Origin of the sequence: Vreelandella arctica (assembly GCF_037070215.1) — a bacterium.
In the GTDB taxonomy this organism is placed as follows: domain Bacteria; phylum Pseudomonadota; class Gammaproteobacteria; order Pseudomonadales; family Halomonadaceae; genus Vreelandella; species Vreelandella arctica.
Map to the genome: position 1 here is coordinate 1 of NZ_JBANSN010000022.1, position 14,876 is coordinate 14,876.

The window sequence follows — 14,876 nt, forward strand, 5'->3', positions numbered from 1 at the left end:
AAAACGGAATCGGTTGACCCATCGTGACCGCTCAGCGTACAAAACTCTCTCCAGCGTGAAGGCCGTGTGCAAATCGGTCACGATCACCGGAATGACCGGTCACGTTCGCCGGAATACGCATATCTTCGCGATCAAATCAAAGACTTAGATAGGAATACTAAATTTCAAGAAATCAGAGTTGGTGAATATTCATCAAGCTTAAGAAAGCTCGATGAAGAAATTGTCTCGCTCGAATCGAGTTTGACGAAAGAAGAAGGGGGTTCCCAAACAACATCTTTGATATCTGCAATAAGTGCCTTAACGCGATCAATTGTTGATCGACAAGGCAAAAAAGAAGTAATGGAAAGGATCGAGTCTGAGAAACAGGATTACGTTCAGCTCTTGAATAGGCGCAGGGGCCTTCAAGGCGATATCTCCTCTTTTGAAGGAGGTGCGGGTTCGAATGATATCAGAATTCTCGAATTCAGAAATTCCTATCGTAAAAAGATTATTGAATGGCTTGATGTTCTCAGTACGAAGAACGTTTCAAGAGACATTACTGTCGACGCTGATTTTAATGTTCTGTTTGGAAAGGAAAAATTATCTCAATTCAGTGGTAGTACGCTTTTGCGGTCAGTTCTTGCTCTCAGAGCTGCCTTCTTTGAACTGTTTATTTCCATGGGATGCACCTCCGTAGAATTCCTAATATTTGATACGCCACGGCAGCATGATATTGAAACTAAGGATTTTGCAGCATTTATCGCTAGGTTAAAAAATATCTGCAAAAAAAATCGTGCTCAGGTCGTTTTCTCGACCACAGAGTATCACTATAACGCAGCAGAGGATGACATAGAGTGGCAGCCGGAATTCTCTGGCTTTGAACAGCCAATGTACTTGGGGATAATTAATAATCAAGTGTCTAGCCAGGCACAATGAAAGCAAAGTATGAAATTTTAAATATAGGAATACCATAAAGAATCGAATAATTTGTATTTTCGCTTTTCCCGAATATGGAAATGGTGGTGATTGCGTATAAAAAACGCAATCACTCGGAAAAATTTTCTCTTCACTTAAAGTTTTCCGGTGTTGCGAGCATTAGCTCCAAAAAGTATCGAGAAAAGTTTTTATGTATAGAATGATTGATGGTTCTGACCATGATGGCCTTTTTGGCCAAATGACAATAGGTTGTCCGAGTAAAGAACTTTTAAATCAGGTTTTTATTAATCAAAATGTTTATGGAAAAAGGCTAGAGCTAATCCACGCAGTGTATGACAAGCACATAAAAGAAGATCATCATCAAAATGACTTAATTAATAAGCATCGCCTTTCGCCTGCAGGATGTACGTTAGACTATCAACCGATGAGTCAGGGTAACTTTTAAGCTCATGCAAGTAATACCACTTCACGGTTCAAAGCATGATCAGACAGCAGGTGGCCTGAAGGGTGCAATGACAACTATAGCGAAAGTGTTTGAAAGAAGCCATACGATCGAATGGACGTTGTCAATATTTCAGGATATCACCGATATTCATCGCCTCAAGCTCGAGCGTTACTTGAACCAAACTTAGTTGGAGGGATTAATCTCCAGCAATGTAATTGGTCAATATTCAGTCACTAGCGATGGGTACGAATATTTAGTCAATCATGCATAACAAATGCTGGCGCGCCCCCCCTTTCTATTGCGCCTTCGGCTCTACTCCAAGGAGTTGTGCTACAAGCGGTATGAGCTAGGAGCGCTAATGCTTTAACCTCAAGTGCGTCAGCCAAGCTTGGAAGAGATAGGTAGTCCTCAACTACATAAACTTACCCCTAATCATTATCGCAAATAAACTACTGCTTAAATTTAGCCGGTTTGTAATCCACCATCCTTTTCCCCAAGTCAGTACATAAAAGAGAGCAGGCACGCTATGAATCTACTCTTCCTCGGCACCTCCGCCGGTGTGCCCACCAAAAGCAGAAACGTCTCCGGGATCGCTTTACGAGAGAGCAAAGGTAAGGGCTGGTACCTGATCGATTGCGGTGAGGGCACTCAGCATCAGGTCTTACATACCAAGCTGTCGTTCCATTCATTGAAAGCCATCTTTATTACCCACGTGCACGGCGATCACTGCTATGGGCTGCCGGGCATACTGGCGAGTGCAGGAATGGGTGGCCGGAAAGCGCCGCTTACCATTGTGGCACCTGCAGGCATAAAGGAATGGCTGGAAGCTACCTGCGAGGCCACACAGTTAGGCTTGCCCTTCGCCTTGGAATTTATCGACTCGAACGAGCTGCCAAGCGTTGAGTTTGAGAGCATCGCGGTTACCACATTCAGGCTTTCACACAGGGCGCCGTCCTATGCTTATGGGTTTACGGAGACAAAAGTCGACGCCGCCTTGGACGTGGATAAATTAGCGCAGAAGGGCATTCCGAGAGGGCCGTTGTGGGGGCAGTTGAAGCAAGGGTTGGATGTTGAGTTTGCGGGTGAGCTTTTAAAAAGCCATGACTACTTGATCTTCAAACATAAGCCGAGAAAAGTGGTGATCGCTGGGGACAATGACCGGCCTGATTTGTTGTTTGATGCGTGTTCGGGCGCACAAGTACTGGTGCATGAAGCCACTTACACCGAAGAGATGGCCCAGAAGGCCGGTGATGTGGGGCATAGCTACGCCAAGCTTGTCGCCGCGTTTGCCGAATCGGTTCAACTGCCCAACCTGGTGCTGACGCACTTTAGCCCGCGTTACCAGTTCAACCCCAATGCGACGCCCTCCATCGAAGATATCCGCAAAGAGGCCGAGAACGCCTATTCAGGCTCGCTTTATTTGGCGCAGGATTTTAGCGAATACACCCTGGATAAAGCGGGCCACTTTGCTGAAGTGGCGAGTGAATAACTGCTTTCATCCCGCCGCTCCTTGAGTGCTTTCCACGTAGGTCATTCGCGCAGGTCAGTCGCGGCAATAGCCTTCACCTGTTGCGACTACCAAGCAGTCTTCCTTTTCCAATAGCCACTTCATGCCAGTGGCTTCGCCGTCGCCCGCACTAAGCAGCTGTGGGCCGTCCCCTCGGTTGAAGCGAATGCCCTCGGCGGTGGCCTGCCCTTCGAAGGTGCCGATTTGGTCGGCATCCAGGCCGTACTGCATTTCAAGCAGATAGTGGCCCGGTCCTGCAGACTCGTCCTTGCTGATTTCCAGGAATAATCCTTCAACGCCAATCCATCGGCCGACCCATTGGTCGGTCATGTGGTGGTGGGGCTGGTTTTGCTCGGTTGATGTACCTGGGTCCGGCGTGCCTGATGCGGCGGTGTTGCTGTTTTGGGCGCACCCGCTGATAAGTAATAGGGTGCTTAGAGCTAACGCTGTTTTGATCATGAGTAGTGATACCTGCTGGGGGTGAATGGCCGTCTAAATCCAATCCTCTACTCGAAGCCCTGGGACGCGACTAAACTCCCCTAGATTATTGGTTACCAGAATCAGGCCTCTTGAACGAGCATGCCCGGCAATCATCTGATCGTATGGGCCGATGGGTGTGCCCGCTTTGGCCAGCTCGCTACGCAGCTGGCCACTGTGGTAAGCGGCACTGGGGTCGTAATCGAGAACTTCCAGCCGCGCCGCAAATCCTTCTATCACACCCAAGTTTTTCTCGGGAGAAGCGGACTTCTCAGCACCATACACCAACTCCATGAGTGTCACTGTGCTGATGCAGAGCTGGTCGCTATGCTGGTTAAAGGTCTCACGAACATGGGGAGGTTTATGTTTGATGGTGAAAATGCAGATATTGGTGTCAAGCATGTACTTAAGCATCAAAGCGCCTCTCGTTCCTGTTCGTTTGGCTGCTCACGTTCACTCATAAAGTCTGCAGTGACACTTTGGCCATCAAACCAGCTGTCCCACGCCTCACCTACGGGGGTAATTAAGCGCGCGCGACCCAAGGCAATAACATCAACACGTGTAACGTTCTCAGGCAGCGCGAGGGATTTCGGCATGCGCACCGCTTGACTGCGGTTACTTTTAAACACCGCTGCTTTTTCCATGGCTGTCTCCTTTAAGTACTGCCGTTACTCAATCTATACGCGTAACATACTTTCTTTAGTTTGATCGAATTTTGGGATATGTCAAAGGGATATACAAATGCAAAAGGTAAAAATTGACCTAGTATCCGATGTAGCCTGCCCGTGGTGCGCGATTGGCTACCGGCGCTTAGAGCAGGCGTTAGAGACACTTGATGGCGAGATCGACGTCGAGCTGGTCTGGCAGCCTTTTGAGCTGAACCGCGATATGCCGCCCGAGGGCGAGCCGATCCTTGAGCACTTATGCCGCAAGTACGGTAAGGATGCTGCCAGCATGGAGCAGTCCCAGCGCGAGATCATGGCCGCCGCCGAAGAGCTTGGGCTGAATTTCCACGGTGCTCTTGAGCGTCGAGCGAACAATACTTTCGCTGCCCACCGCGTGTTGGCATGGGCCGGAACGCAAAATCAAGAGACGGCCCTGCAGTTGGCATTGTTCGAGGCTTATTTTGGTGAAGCGAAAAACCCGGCCGACCCAGAAGTACTTCGCGAGAAGGCCACTGAGGTGGGACTTGACGGCGACACCGCCGAGGCCATCGCCCGCTCTGATCAATATGCAGATGAAGTACGTGAGGCAGAACAGCGCTTTATGGACGCAGGGGTAATCGCCGTGCCAGCCATAATCCTAGATGGCCGCTACCTGATTTCTGGCGCCCAGCCCGCCAATGTGCTGGTCGATGCGCTTCGTCAGGTGGCTGAGGAAAGCGCGAACGGCTAACGTCAAGCCTTAGTGGTCACCGAGCCGACTCGTTTTTGCTGAGATCCAAAAATAGACTTTCTACACCGGATCATGTTCCGACCCATTGATCGGTAATCTTAAACAGAGATTAACCGTAAAATGAGGTAACCACTGAAACCAGAGACGCCGAGCCTACTGATTTCAATTCAACTGTGAAAAATGCCCATGACGACATCACTTCATCGCCTTTACTCTTTTCGTCGCTGTCCCTATGCCATGCGTGCCCGTCTCGGCACGTTGTTTGCTGAGTTAAAGGTGGAGCTGCGGGAGGTCATATTGAAAAACAAACCGGCCCAGATGCTAGCGATTAGCCCGAAAGGTACTGTGCCTGTTTTACAGCTTTTTGATGGTACCGTGATCGAAGAGAGCCGAGAAATAATGGTGTGGTCGCTTGAGCAACAAGATCCGCAGGGGCTGTTAGATGCGAAGGTTAGGGATCAGGCCAATGCCCTGATCGACCAAAACGATAATGAATTTAAACATTGGCTGGATCGTTATAAATATGCCGACCGACATCTCGAAATGACTCAGGCAGAATATCGGCAACGGGGTGAGACTTTTTTACAGGTTTTAGAGGAGCATCTGACTCAAAAGCCTTATCTTCTGGGGGATAACGCGACCATTGCTGATATTGGCATCATGCCTTTTATCCGCCAATTCGCCCATGTAGATCGCGATGTTTTTTATAGCCTACCTTACCCGCACCTGCAGCGGTGGTTAGAAGACTGGTTGGAGCACGCCTTCTTTCTGCAGGCCATGACCAAGTTTCAGCCATGGCAAGAGGGGGATGACGTGGTAGTTTTCCCTTCGTAAACATAGCGCTACCTATTAATTTCTAGTCGGGTTTCTTCCTTTCTGCATAAACGCCCGCAGCGTATCACTCGCTTGGTCGATGGGTAGCACGCCATCCCAGTGTCTGCGATTGCCTTACCTGTTTTGGGCATAAGCTGCATTAAGCTGTTTTATAATTCTCTTTGCGGGATGCCCGGCTTGTAGCCCTGTGGCCAAAATGCTTGACCCTTCGGCTTGAAAGTCCATGTAGCCGTTGTGGCGTGGCCGCACCCAGGCTCTTTCAAGAGTCGCTAATGTATTACGATAAAAGCCATATACCGGTTTATTAACCGCTTCATCTTCCCAGGCTGAGGCATGTCCCGGCTGCCCCCAGCTTTTACGAGAATCGTTTTCTGCACATCTTCGCCGGCCACCCAAAAGGCATAAAAGGTAAGAGTCGACCTAGTACCAATGTCGCCTGCCCGTGGTGAGCAATCGGCTACCGACGCTTGGAGCAAGCGTTAGAGACACTCAATGGCGAGATCGACGTTGAGCTGGTCTGGCAGCCTTTTGAGCTCAACCGGGATATGGCGCCCGAGGGAGAGCCAATCCTGGAGCACTTATGCCGCAAGTACGGCAAAGACGCGGCCAGCATGGAGCAGTCTCAGCGCGAGATTATGGAGGTGGCCGAAGAGCTTGGGCTGAATTTCCGTGGTGCTCTGGAGCGTCGGGCGAACAATACCTTTGCTGCTCACCGCGTGCTGGCGTGGGCCGGAACGCAACACCAAGAGACAGCCCTGCAGCTGGCACTATTCGAGGCCTACTTCGGTGAGGCGAAAAACCCCGCCGATCCAGCGGTTCTGGGGGAGAAGGCCATTGAGGTTGGGCTGGATGGCGACACCGCCGAAGCCATCGCCCGCTCCGATCAGTACGCGGACGAAGTGCGCGCGGCAGAGCAGCGATTCATGGAGGCAGGGGTAAACGCCGTTCCCGCATTTATTCTAGATGGACGCTACCTGATTTCAGGTGCCCAGCCCGCTGACGTGTTGGTCGATGCGCTTCGTCAGGTGGCCGAGGAAAACGCTAGCCGCTAACGTCCGTCGCTCTTTAGTGATCACCGAGCAGGTTAGTCGCGGCAATAGCCTTCACCTGATTTCACTACCAGGCAGTCTTGCTTGTCCATTAGCCACTAGAATAGCAAATTGCTGTGCTATAAGTATGCGCATATAGTAAGTGCATTGTTATGTGCGAGGAGTGAATCATGCAAGCCGCCGAAGTAACCAAATCCATGCGCAAGCCGACGAACCTATCGCTAGATAGTGCCCTTCTCAAAGAGGCTAAAGCGCTGGGAATCAATGTTTCACGATCAGCAGAGGCAGGGATTGTGGAGGCGGTGAAGCTGCATAAGCAGAAGCAGTGGTTGGAGGATAATGCCAACGCCCTTGCAAGCTCGAATGCATACGTTGAAGCGAATGGGTTGCCTCTTGCACGGCACCGTCAGTTCTAATGGCCCGTTTCGATATCTTTGAAAATAAGGGTGGGGATGGCTATCTGCTGGATGTTCAGACAGAGCTTCTCAGTGGCTTGAACACTCGAGTGGTCGTGCCACTGCTGCCCAAATCCTCGGCACCGTCTCCTGCACAGAGGCTAAACCCGGTGTTCAACGTTAAGGGCCAAGAGGTTGTCATGGCGACTCAGTACATGGCTGCTGTGCCTGAAAGCGAATTGCGTTTTATTGCGGGTAGTCTTGCTGAGCAGCAAGACGAAATTTCTGCGGCGTTGGATATGCTGTTTTTGGGATTTTAAGGTTGAGCTTGTCGGAAGGCTCTCGGGCGTACCCTGGAAAGCATCCAAAGCCTATTTGGGACGTTCAAAATGAGTCGATTAAATAAAGAAGAGCAGGATATTCTGGACGCATTTGATGCGGGAGAGCTGCGGCGAGCGACCGATATTGAGGACAGGAATGCAAGGCATCAGCAGTATGCTGAGGCGATGCTCAAGAAAGATGCCAGCGACCAGCGCGCTAAAGGCCCACACCCTTTAATCTGCTGCGACTGAGTGGGCTATCCGATATATTGCTAGTGTCAATGTATCGGAGGCAGACATGGTTGATTTCGCATCCCTGCTAATAGTGGCGGGCACATTCTTGATTGCGGGAAGCGTCAAGGGCGTCATTGGCCTTGGACTCCCGCCAGTTAGCTTAGCGCTGCTTACCGTCGCGCTGGATCTGCCAACGGCCATGGCGCTAATGCTTATTCCCTCATTTGTTACGAACATTTGGCAGTCAACGGTGGGCGGGAACGCAAGAGCCATCTTGGCTCGCATTTGGCCATTTCTGGCGATGGCGACTCTTACTGTCTGGATTGGTGCGGCCGCACTGACTCGCGTCAATCTCACGTATCTGACGGCGCTCCTGGGCAGTTTGCTGATTATTTACGCTGTCGTGAACCTGGCCGGGATCAAGATTGTTGTACCCAGCCGCCATGAGGTTTGGGCAGGGCCGTTAATCGGCTCGGCGAATGGTGTGCTTACCGGGATGACGGGGTCATTTGCGGTACCGGGCGTGATGTTTCTTCAGGCCATTGGCCTTCCGAAGAATATGCTGATTCAAGCGATGGGCATGCTATTTATGGTCTCCACGGTGGCTCTCGCGGCGGCGCTGCAACAGGCCAATTTTTTGACACTCCAAACGGGCGTAATGTCGGCAGTGGCGGTGTTGCCCGCGCTCGCTGGCATGGTGATTGGCCAGCGAATTAGAGAACGCTTATCCGAGCAGATGTTCCGCAAGGTATTCTTCATTTCACTTCTGATTCTGGGTGCTTACATTATTGTTAATACGCTTCAGAAGCTTTAAGTGCCTTTCAAAACCAATAGTGGGCGCACTAGGGTTTGTACGAAAAGTCGGCGAGCGATGGCTAGACAAGGCAAAAATCAACGAAAAACGGACCGGGCTCGCGTGCGAGTTTACAGGGTGTAAATGAGCATTTTGATCGGACTCGCGCACGAGATGATTTTTAACGCCGTATAGACGAGTGCAGGCAGTTTTCGTACAAAGCCTAAGTGGTTAAGACGACACCAGAATCAAGCGCTGGCTTTTACCTAAAGCCAGCGCTGAATATCACTTAACGCAAAAACGCCCGCAACGTATCACTCGCCTGGTCAATGGATAGCACGCCATCCAAGTGGCCTCGGTTGCCTTCCAGGGTTTCAATCGTCACGTCGGTGCCGTCTGCTTCAATCAGCTCGGCGGTACGGCGCACGCCTTGGGGCGCGAAGACGAGATCGTTTTCGCTATACAGCATCAGAGTCGGTGCTTCGATGGCGGCAAGTCCTGCCTCTAACGAGTCGCCGTGGCCTGCCATAAAGGTTTGGTTGGCACGCACCAGATAGAGCAGGTGATTGGCATCGGATGTGGCAGCACGGGCAGCGGCGACCTCATCCAGCGTTTGTTCAATCGCGTAGCGGGCGTTGATATCCTGCGCGGGGTCGCGCGCTTCGTCGGCCCAGTCGCGATTAAACGTCTCGTTGGCCCACTGCCAGTGGTTGGCGTTGAGGGTGACCAGTTTCAGCGCTTCTTTTAGACCGTCGGTGGGCGGCTCGCCATCGTAGTAGTCGCCTTTGTTCCAGTTGGCATCCAGTCTAATGGGCGCTGCCCAGGCGCTTAGGGTTGCCAGCAGCCATGGGTCGGCAACGCCGCCGCCAATCACAGAGATTAGTCGTTCGACTCGGTCAGGGTAGTCGCTGGCCCACTCGATGGCCTGTAGCGCGCCCATTGAGGCACCCATCACCGCATGCAGTGATTCAATCCCTTGGCTCTCTAACAGCTCGCGCTGAACCTCGACAAAGTCTCGAATGGTGACGACCGGGAAGTCCATCCCCCAGGGCTCGCCGGTATCGGGGTTGATAGAAGCGGGCCCGGTGGTGGTGACGTTGGGGTCATTGGCACCGAGGTTGACCAGGGTATCCGAGGAGATGATGTAGTACTCATCGGTATCCAGTGGTTTGCCAGGGCCAATGATGGCATCCCAGTAGCCGGTCGGCTGCCCATCTTCCTCATAGCGGCCAGCCGCATGGCTGGTGCCTGAGAAGAAGTGGGTGATTAGAATGACGTTATCGCGGGCGTCATTGAGCTCGCCGTAGGCTTCCCAGCCCACGGTGACCTCGGGAATGGTCATGCCCCCTTGGGTCGTGAAGTTTTCCATCTCGAAGGTCTGTTTTTCGACCACGCCATCCCAGGCCATTAGCGATGAAGAGGCCACTAGGCTGATACCGATCACGGCCGAGGCAGTGAGCAGAGGGTGCCGTTGTATAAGCGCCATAAGCGATCCTTAGATGAGAGGTTATTGTGGTTGTTATTGGCGACAGTGAGCCGCTGCCTTCTCAGCGTAGTCGGTTCTAGCGCATTTTAAACGGATTCGCTGCCCCCTCGTAAATGTGGTGCGATGTGATTGAGGCGCTTGCCTATAGGTATCACGTAGTGGCACCGGATTTACCCACCTTTGCCAATCTAACCAAGATGATCAATCAATTTGCGGAGCAGTTGCAGCTCGATCGCTACGCCAGTATCTAGGCAAGCGTTACCCCACCGGAGCGGTGCAAATAGACAATACTCAAGGGTTGAAGCTTTAGTGGCTAGAGGTTTTATAGTGAAGGGAATGAATAATCCGAATGAGGTTAACAGATGGGACATCATCATGATCATGCCCACATTGATCCGGCCTCTGGCGACCGGCGTGTCAGCATTTCAATTTGGGCCAATGGTCTGTTAACCATCGCCCAAATCGTCGGTGGCATTCTGTCGGGAAGCCTATCGCTTATCGCTGATGCGCTGCATAATTTTTCTGACATGGCAGCGCTCGTCATTGCCTTTGCCGCCCGCAAAATCGCAAGACGGCCCGCCGATGCGCACATGACCTTTGGCTATGGCCGCATCGAGATAGTGGCAGCACTCATTAACTACACCACGCTCATTATCGTCGGCGTCTATCTGATTTACGAAGGCGCTATGCGCATGATCCATCCCCCTGAGATACAGGGTTGGATCATCGTTATCATTGGTGGGGTCGCGCTTGTCATCGATGCACTTACCGCCATGCTCACTTGGTCGATGCAAAAAGAGAGTGTCAATATACGCGCTCTGTTTCTGCACAACTTATCGGATGCGTTTGCCTCCATCGCCGTGATTATCGGCGGTTCACTGATTTTGCTGTATGACATGCGTTGGGTAGATCCCGCCATTACGATAGGGATTGCGCTGTATATTCTTTACCTTGCCTTCTCAGAAATTGGTGGCCCTATCCGCACGCTGATGCTGGGATCTCCGCCTGACATTGACGGGCAAGGCGTCATTGAAACCGTACGAAGCATCGAGGGTGTCCAGGATATTCATCATGTGCACCTGTGGCAGATGCAGGAAAATGCGGCCGCCCTTGATTGCCACGTGGTCATGACGGAAGCAGGTTGGCAGCGGCTTGAATCAGTGAAAGCAGCGATCAAAGATCAGCTAAAAAAGCGCTTCAACATTGTCCATTCCAGCTTGGAGTTTGAGCATATTGATCACGCGCATCAGGATGCCAACCTTTATGGGCATGAGTAACAGGCCAAAGCACGCTCGTTTAGATGTCTATTTACCATTTGGCTAAATGCCGTAGCGTCCCGATCTGGCTTTTTAACTACACCTTTGAAACAGAGAGAGAAAAATGTTCAAAAAAACGTCTTTTATGCTTGCGGGTACGTTGATGCTAACGGCTGCCATCGTGATGGTATCAAAACCTGCACTCTTGGATATGCAAGCTGAGGCGGCCAGTGAGAATGGTGCCCAGGCCGAGAGTTCCTTGGTGCGTTCACACTCCCCAATCCTGGGGCAAGCAGACGCGCCAGTGACGATTGTTGAGTTTTTAGACCCGGCCTGCGAAGCCTGCCGCGCCTTCTACCCACTTACCAAACGTATTCTGGAAACCTATCCGGAAAAAGTGCGGCTAATCGTGCGCTACACGCCTTTCCACGGCGACGTATCTGATAAGGCCATTCGTGTGTTGGAAGTCGCGCGTCGTCAGGGAGTGTTCGAACCGGTACTGGAAGCACTGCTGGCTCGCCAGGAGCAGTGGGCATCTCATGGCAGTTTTGATGAATCCGCTATCCTGGAAATCGCCAGCGAAGCGGGTCTTGATCGAGCGGCTGCCGAGGAACAACTTACCTCTGCTGACGTACAGGCGGTGATCGACCAAGACATGGCGGATGTCAGGACAAACCAGATTCGCCAAACACCGACCTTTTTCATCAATGGCGAACCTTTAGACCCCTTTGGTATGCAAGCGCTGATTGATGCCGTAGAGAGACACGTACAGGCGACCTCTGAAGCAGAGGATGGCCAGTGATGCAGCGCCGGTGGCTTCGCCGTCACCCGGGCGGAGAAGCTGTGGGCCGTCCTCGCGGCTGAAGCTAATGCCATCGTCGGTTACTTGGCCTGCCGTTTTGGCAGTTTGCATGTAAAGCGGTGTCGGCCCAAACGAGACTCAGCGCATTTTAAACGGATTCAAGCCGTTGGCTTGTTGCATCATCATGCGTTTGGCGAACGGGAAGCGCTCGGCAATTTGCAGGCTTAGATCGCCTAGCTGGCGCAGCGGCTTGGCACCGGTAAACAGGTGGTGAAAGCTGTCGGTGGCAGCGATCATGGCCTGGTTGGCGACGCGGCGCTGGCACTCGAAGCGCAGTAGGTCAATCGGGTCACCTGGGTCGCGACCTTTGACGATGATCTCGGCCAGGGTGTCGGCGTCGTGAAGGCCGATATTCAACCCCTGGCCTGCCAACGGATGCACCACGTGGGCGGCATCGCCAATCAGCGCCAGGCGCTTGCCGATATAGCGCTGAGCGTGTTGGCGCTTGATGGGAAAACTAGCCCGCGCCACGATGCGAGTGATTTTGCCCAGGCGCTTGGGAAAGGCCATTTCGATGGCCGCTTTCAGTGCGTCATCGTCGAGCTGTTCGCGGGCTTTGGTGGTTTCGTCGCGGTCATACCACACCAGGGAGGCGCGCTGGCCGGGAAGCGGCAGCATGGCCAGCGGGCCGGTGGGGGTAAACACCTGCCAACTGACATCCTGCTGGGGCAGTTCGGTTTCCACGTTAATGATCATCGCCCGCTGATGGTAGTCATAGCGGGTCACGCTAATGCCGGCCAGCGAACGCAGCGTCGATGTTGCCCCGTCGGCGCCGACAATCAGGCGGGCGCTTAGGGTTTTGCCGTTATCCAGCTCCAGTAGTCGGCTGTTCGTCGCCGAGACGGTGCTTAACGGCGCGCACTGGGTGTAGCAGGTAACGCTGGGCAGCTGTTCCAGGCGTTGCCATAGCGCATACTGCAGGGTGCGATTTTCGATAAAGATGCCGAAGTCTTCCATTCCGCTATCTTCAGCGGAAAACAGAGAGTGGCCGGTGCCATCCTGGTTGGAAACATCGATATGGCGAAACGGGCAGCTACGCTCTTCCGGCAGAGTGGTGCCGCTTGCCTTGATAAATGCCAGCGAGCGCGCATTGAGCGATGAGATGCGCAGGTCATAATCGCCGCTGGGCGGAGTGGGGGCATCGCCCTGTTCCACCAGCCCTACAGAAAAGCCGGTTTGGCCCAAGCGCGCCGCCAGCGCGGCGCCGACCATGCCGCCGCCGACAATGATGACATCATGGTCGTGCTGCCCAGAACGTTGCTCAGACTGTTGCATCATATGCTCCTTAAAATAATGAGGTGCCGTTGTGCATTGCGCAGGCGTTGGTTGTCATACAGTATCGTTGAGTTTGAGCAAGATTGCCTAGAGGTGAACGATTGACGCAGGCCGTGGAAATAGTAAATAGCGTTGCCCAGGCGGGTGAGGAGCTGGCAGCGTTTATCCAGCAGCACCCCAAACTGTGGGTGATTACCGGTGCGGGCGTAAGTACCGACAGCGGCATTCCGGACTATCGGGGTGCGGATGGGCAGTGGAAGCGCCCGCCGCCGGTGCAGCATGGCGACTTTATGAGTTCTCATCATGTTCGTCAGCGCTACTGGGCGCGTGCGCTGATCGGCTTTAGCGCCTTGCGCGAAGCCCAGGCGAGTGGTGCGCACCGTGCGCTGGCCGCGCTGGAGTCGCGGGGCTACATCCAACAGCTGGTCACTCAAAACGTGGATCGCCTGCATCAACGCGCCGGTTCCCGACGGGTGATCGACCTACATGGCCGTGCGGACATGGTGAAGTGCATGGTGTGCGACTATCAAATGATGCGCCACGCCATGCATGCCGAAATGGCGCGCATGAATCCGAGCTTTACTGGTTTGCAGGCAGGCCATGCCCCGGATGGCGACGCCGACCTGGAAACCGACTTTAGCAGTTTCCGCATTTTCGACTGCCCGCGCTGTAGCGGTATCTTAAAGCCCGATGTGGTGTTCTACGGCGATGTAGTCCCTGCCGAACGGCGGCTGGCAGCCCAGGTAGCGCTAGCCGAGGCGGATGCTGTGCTGGCCGTGGGCACCTCGTTGATGGTGTTTTCCGGTTACCGCTTCTGCCGCGCCGCCCATGAACGGGGAATGCCGCTAGCGTCGCTGTCGCTTGGCGTCACAAGGGCGGACGCGCTGTTGACTCATCAGTGGCGCGCGCCGTTAACGCCGGTGCTTGAACAGGCCGTTCGCTGTTTGCAGCCCTCTTAAAGATCGCTATTAGCGTGCTTTCGATACCCATGCATTATCTTCCAACCAGAGCCGCCAGGGTGCATCACGGTGCTCGGGCTGGGCGTAATCGATGCCTACACGGGGCCCACTGACGATCGAGGCGTCGTGGGTTGCTGCGCTAATCCACAGCTTTTCACCCTGGGTCATATCATGGCCATACAGCGCTTTATCAATCGTTAAAGCGCGCGTGAGCTTGCCGGGGCCATTGCTGAGTTGTTTGCCCGTTGCCTGACGAATAGCTCGCATGGCGGCCTCGTTGGCCGTGGGCTCAACAGCACGAATCAATACCGCGCAGGGCGAGCCTTCCGGCTCGGTCACTACGTTCAGTAGCCAGTGCATGCCGTAAACCAGATACACGTAGGCGTGGCCAGCGGGGCCGAACATCGCTTCTGTGCGCGGTGAGCGGCGACGGTGAGCATGGCAGGCCGAGTCTTCCGCGCCGCAATAAGCCTCGGTTTCGACAATTCTTGCCGCCATCTGCTCGCCGTTATGCTCGCGCACCAGCCAGCAGCCGAGCATGGCTCGAGCCACTTCAAGCGTGTCGCGGTTATAAAAATCCCTTGGAAGTGGCGTCAGCTCGCTGTTTTTAACATTTGGCATGTTTGGCAACATCGTCTCGGCGTTTAGTTGAGTAGAATGCTAGGGTATTAGCT

At 53.3% G+C, this 14,876-nt stretch carries 20 protein-coding genes; 14 read left to right on the top strand and 6 right to left on the bottom strand.

From position 1 onward, the window contains the following. The first annotated feature begins 66 nt into the window (after positions 1-66). The 3 genes from V8L70_RS16615 to V8L70_RS16625 all read left to right on the top strand — a co-directional run bounded on the left by V8L70_RS16615 (position 67) and on the right by V8L70_RS16625 (position 2,849). Positions 67-915 carry a hypothetical protein gene (locus tag V8L70_RS16615; protein ID WP_336270184.1) on the top strand — a complete coding sequence of 283 codons (849 nt, stop codon included), beginning with the start codon at positions 67-69 and terminating at the stop codon, positions 913-915. Between the two features lie 190 nt (positions 916-1,105). Further along, entirely contained in the window at positions 1,106-1,360 is a 255-nt protein-coding gene (locus V8L70_RS16620; protein ID WP_157826473.1) for a hypothetical protein, read from the top strand. A 526-nt stretch (positions 1,361-1,886) separates the two neighbouring features. Continuing rightward, complete coding sequence (locus V8L70_RS16625; RefSeq protein ID WP_101145767.1) at positions 1,887-2,849, top strand: ribonuclease Z; 963 nt, start codon at positions 1,887-1,889, stop codon at positions 2,847-2,849. A 54-nt stretch (positions 2,850-2,903) separates the two neighbouring features. Here the strand turns inward: V8L70_RS16625 and V8L70_RS16630 are convergent, their stop codons facing one another. From V8L70_RS16630 to vapB, 3 genes are read right to left on the bottom strand one after another with little or no spacing between them, the layout of a single operon-like run. After that, the gene (locus V8L70_RS16630) at positions 2,904-3,326 is read right to left on the bottom strand and encodes a hypothetical protein (protein ID WP_101145768.1); all 423 of its coding nucleotides are present in this window, start codon (positions 3,324-3,326) and stop codon (positions 2,904-2,906) included. A gap of 33 nt (positions 3,327-3,359) precedes the next feature. After that, positions 3,360-3,758, bottom strand: coding sequence for a type II toxin-antitoxin system tRNA(fMet)-specific endonuclease VapC (vapC, locus tag V8L70_RS16635; RefSeq protein WP_101145769.1), 399 nt, complete (start codon positions 3,756-3,758; stop codon positions 3,360-3,362). Then, positions 3,758-3,988: a type II toxin-antitoxin system VapB family antitoxin gene (gene vapB, locus V8L70_RS16640; RefSeq protein WP_008958832.1), complete on the bottom strand. Its 231-nt coding sequence runs from the start codon at positions 3,986-3,988 to the stop codon at positions 3,758-3,760. The genes vapC and vapB overlap by 1 nt, the downstream gene beginning before the upstream one ends. Before the next feature lie 97 nt (positions 3,989-4,085). Between vapB and V8L70_RS16645 the strand changes: the two genes are divergently transcribed. From V8L70_RS16645 to V8L70_RS16675, 7 genes are all read left to right on the top strand, one after another. Continuing rightward, positions 4,086-4,739, top strand: coding sequence for a DsbA family oxidoreductase (locus V8L70_RS16645; protein WP_101145770.1), 654 nt, complete (start codon positions 4,086-4,088; stop codon positions 4,737-4,739). 186 nt (positions 4,740-4,925) lie between these two features. Next, entirely contained in the window at positions 4,926-5,573 is a 648-nt protein-coding gene (locus tag V8L70_RS16650; protein WP_101145771.1) for a glutathione S-transferase, read from the top strand. A 467-nt stretch (positions 5,574-6,040) separates the two neighbouring features. Next, positions 6,041-6,625 carry a DsbA family oxidoreductase gene (locus tag V8L70_RS16655; protein WP_232774688.1) on the top strand — a complete coding sequence of 195 codons (585 nt, stop codon included), beginning with the start codon at positions 6,041-6,043 and terminating at the stop codon, positions 6,623-6,625. A gap of 167 nt (positions 6,626-6,792) precedes the next feature. Next, positions 6,793-7,038, top strand: coding sequence for a type II toxin-antitoxin system CcdA family antitoxin (locus V8L70_RS16660; RefSeq protein ID WP_101145772.1), 246 nt, complete (start codon positions 6,793-6,795; stop codon positions 7,036-7,038). Next, entirely contained in the window at positions 7,038-7,337 is a 300-nt protein-coding gene (locus tag V8L70_RS16665; protein WP_101145773.1) for a CcdB family protein, read from the top strand. The genes V8L70_RS16660 and V8L70_RS16665 overlap by 1 nt, the downstream gene beginning before the upstream one ends. 69 nt (positions 7,338-7,406) lie before the next feature. Next, positions 7,407-7,589, top strand: a complete 183-nt coding sequence (locus tag V8L70_RS16670) for a hypothetical protein (protein WP_232774690.1) — start codon at positions 7,407-7,409, stop codon at positions 7,587-7,589. 46 nt (positions 7,590-7,635) lie between these two features. Further along, positions 7,636-8,385 (top strand): sulfite exporter TauE/SafE family protein, encoded by a 750-nt coding sequence (locus V8L70_RS16675; RefSeq protein WP_101145774.1) that lies wholly within the window; start codon positions 7,636-7,638, stop codon positions 8,383-8,385. 268 nt (positions 8,386-8,653) lie between these two features. Here the strand turns inward: V8L70_RS16675 and V8L70_RS16680 are convergent, their stop codons facing one another. Then, the gene (locus tag V8L70_RS16680; RefSeq protein ID WP_101145775.1) at positions 8,654-9,850 is read right to left on the bottom strand and encodes an E22 family MetX-like putative esterase; all 1,197 of its coding nucleotides are present in this window, start codon (positions 9,848-9,850) and stop codon (positions 8,654-8,656) included. Positions 9,851-9,975: 125 nt separating this feature from the next. On the opposite strand from V8L70_RS16680, the gene V8L70_RS16685 reads away from it, so the two are divergent. The 3 genes from V8L70_RS16685 to V8L70_RS16695 all read left to right on the top strand — a co-directional run bounded on the left by V8L70_RS16685 (position 9,976) and on the right by V8L70_RS16695 (position 11,908). Then, positions 9,976-10,101: a hypothetical protein gene (locus V8L70_RS16685; RefSeq protein WP_269801092.1), complete on the top strand. Its 126-nt coding sequence runs from the start codon at positions 9,976-9,978 to the stop codon at positions 10,099-10,101. Between the two features lie 111 nt (positions 10,102-10,212). Continuing rightward, on the top strand, positions 10,213-11,127 hold the full coding sequence (locus V8L70_RS16690; RefSeq protein WP_101145776.1) for a cation diffusion facilitator family transporter: 915 nt from the start codon (positions 10,213-10,215) through the stop codon (positions 11,125-11,127). Between the two features lie 103 nt (positions 11,128-11,230). After that, positions 11,231-11,908 (top strand): DsbA family protein, encoded by a 678-nt coding sequence (locus V8L70_RS16695; RefSeq protein ID WP_198556013.1) that lies wholly within the window; start codon positions 11,231-11,233, stop codon positions 11,906-11,908. Positions 11,909-12,046: 138 nt separating this feature from the next. Here the strand turns inward: V8L70_RS16695 and V8L70_RS16700 are convergent, their stop codons facing one another. Further along, a complete protein-coding gene (locus tag V8L70_RS16700; protein WP_101145778.1) occupies positions 12,047-13,243 on the bottom strand; it encodes a UbiH/UbiF/VisC/COQ6 family ubiquinone biosynthesis hydroxylase in 1,197 nt (398 codons plus the stop codon). A 101-nt stretch (positions 13,244-13,344) separates the two neighbouring features. Here V8L70_RS16700 and V8L70_RS16705 point away from each other — a divergent pair, with 101 nt between their 5' ends. Next, positions 13,345-14,202 carry an NAD-dependent protein deacetylase gene (locus V8L70_RS16705; protein WP_101145779.1) on the top strand — a complete coding sequence of 286 codons (858 nt, stop codon included), beginning with the start codon at positions 13,345-13,347 and terminating at the stop codon, positions 14,200-14,202. Positions 14,203-14,211: 9 nt separating this feature from the next. Here the strand turns inward: V8L70_RS16705 and V8L70_RS16710 are convergent, their stop codons facing one another. Then, positions 14,212-14,823 (bottom strand): DNA-3-methyladenine glycosylase, encoded by a 612-nt coding sequence (locus V8L70_RS16710; protein ID WP_101145780.1) that lies wholly within the window; start codon positions 14,821-14,823, stop codon positions 14,212-14,214. Between the last annotated feature and the right edge of the window lie 53 nt (positions 14,824-14,876).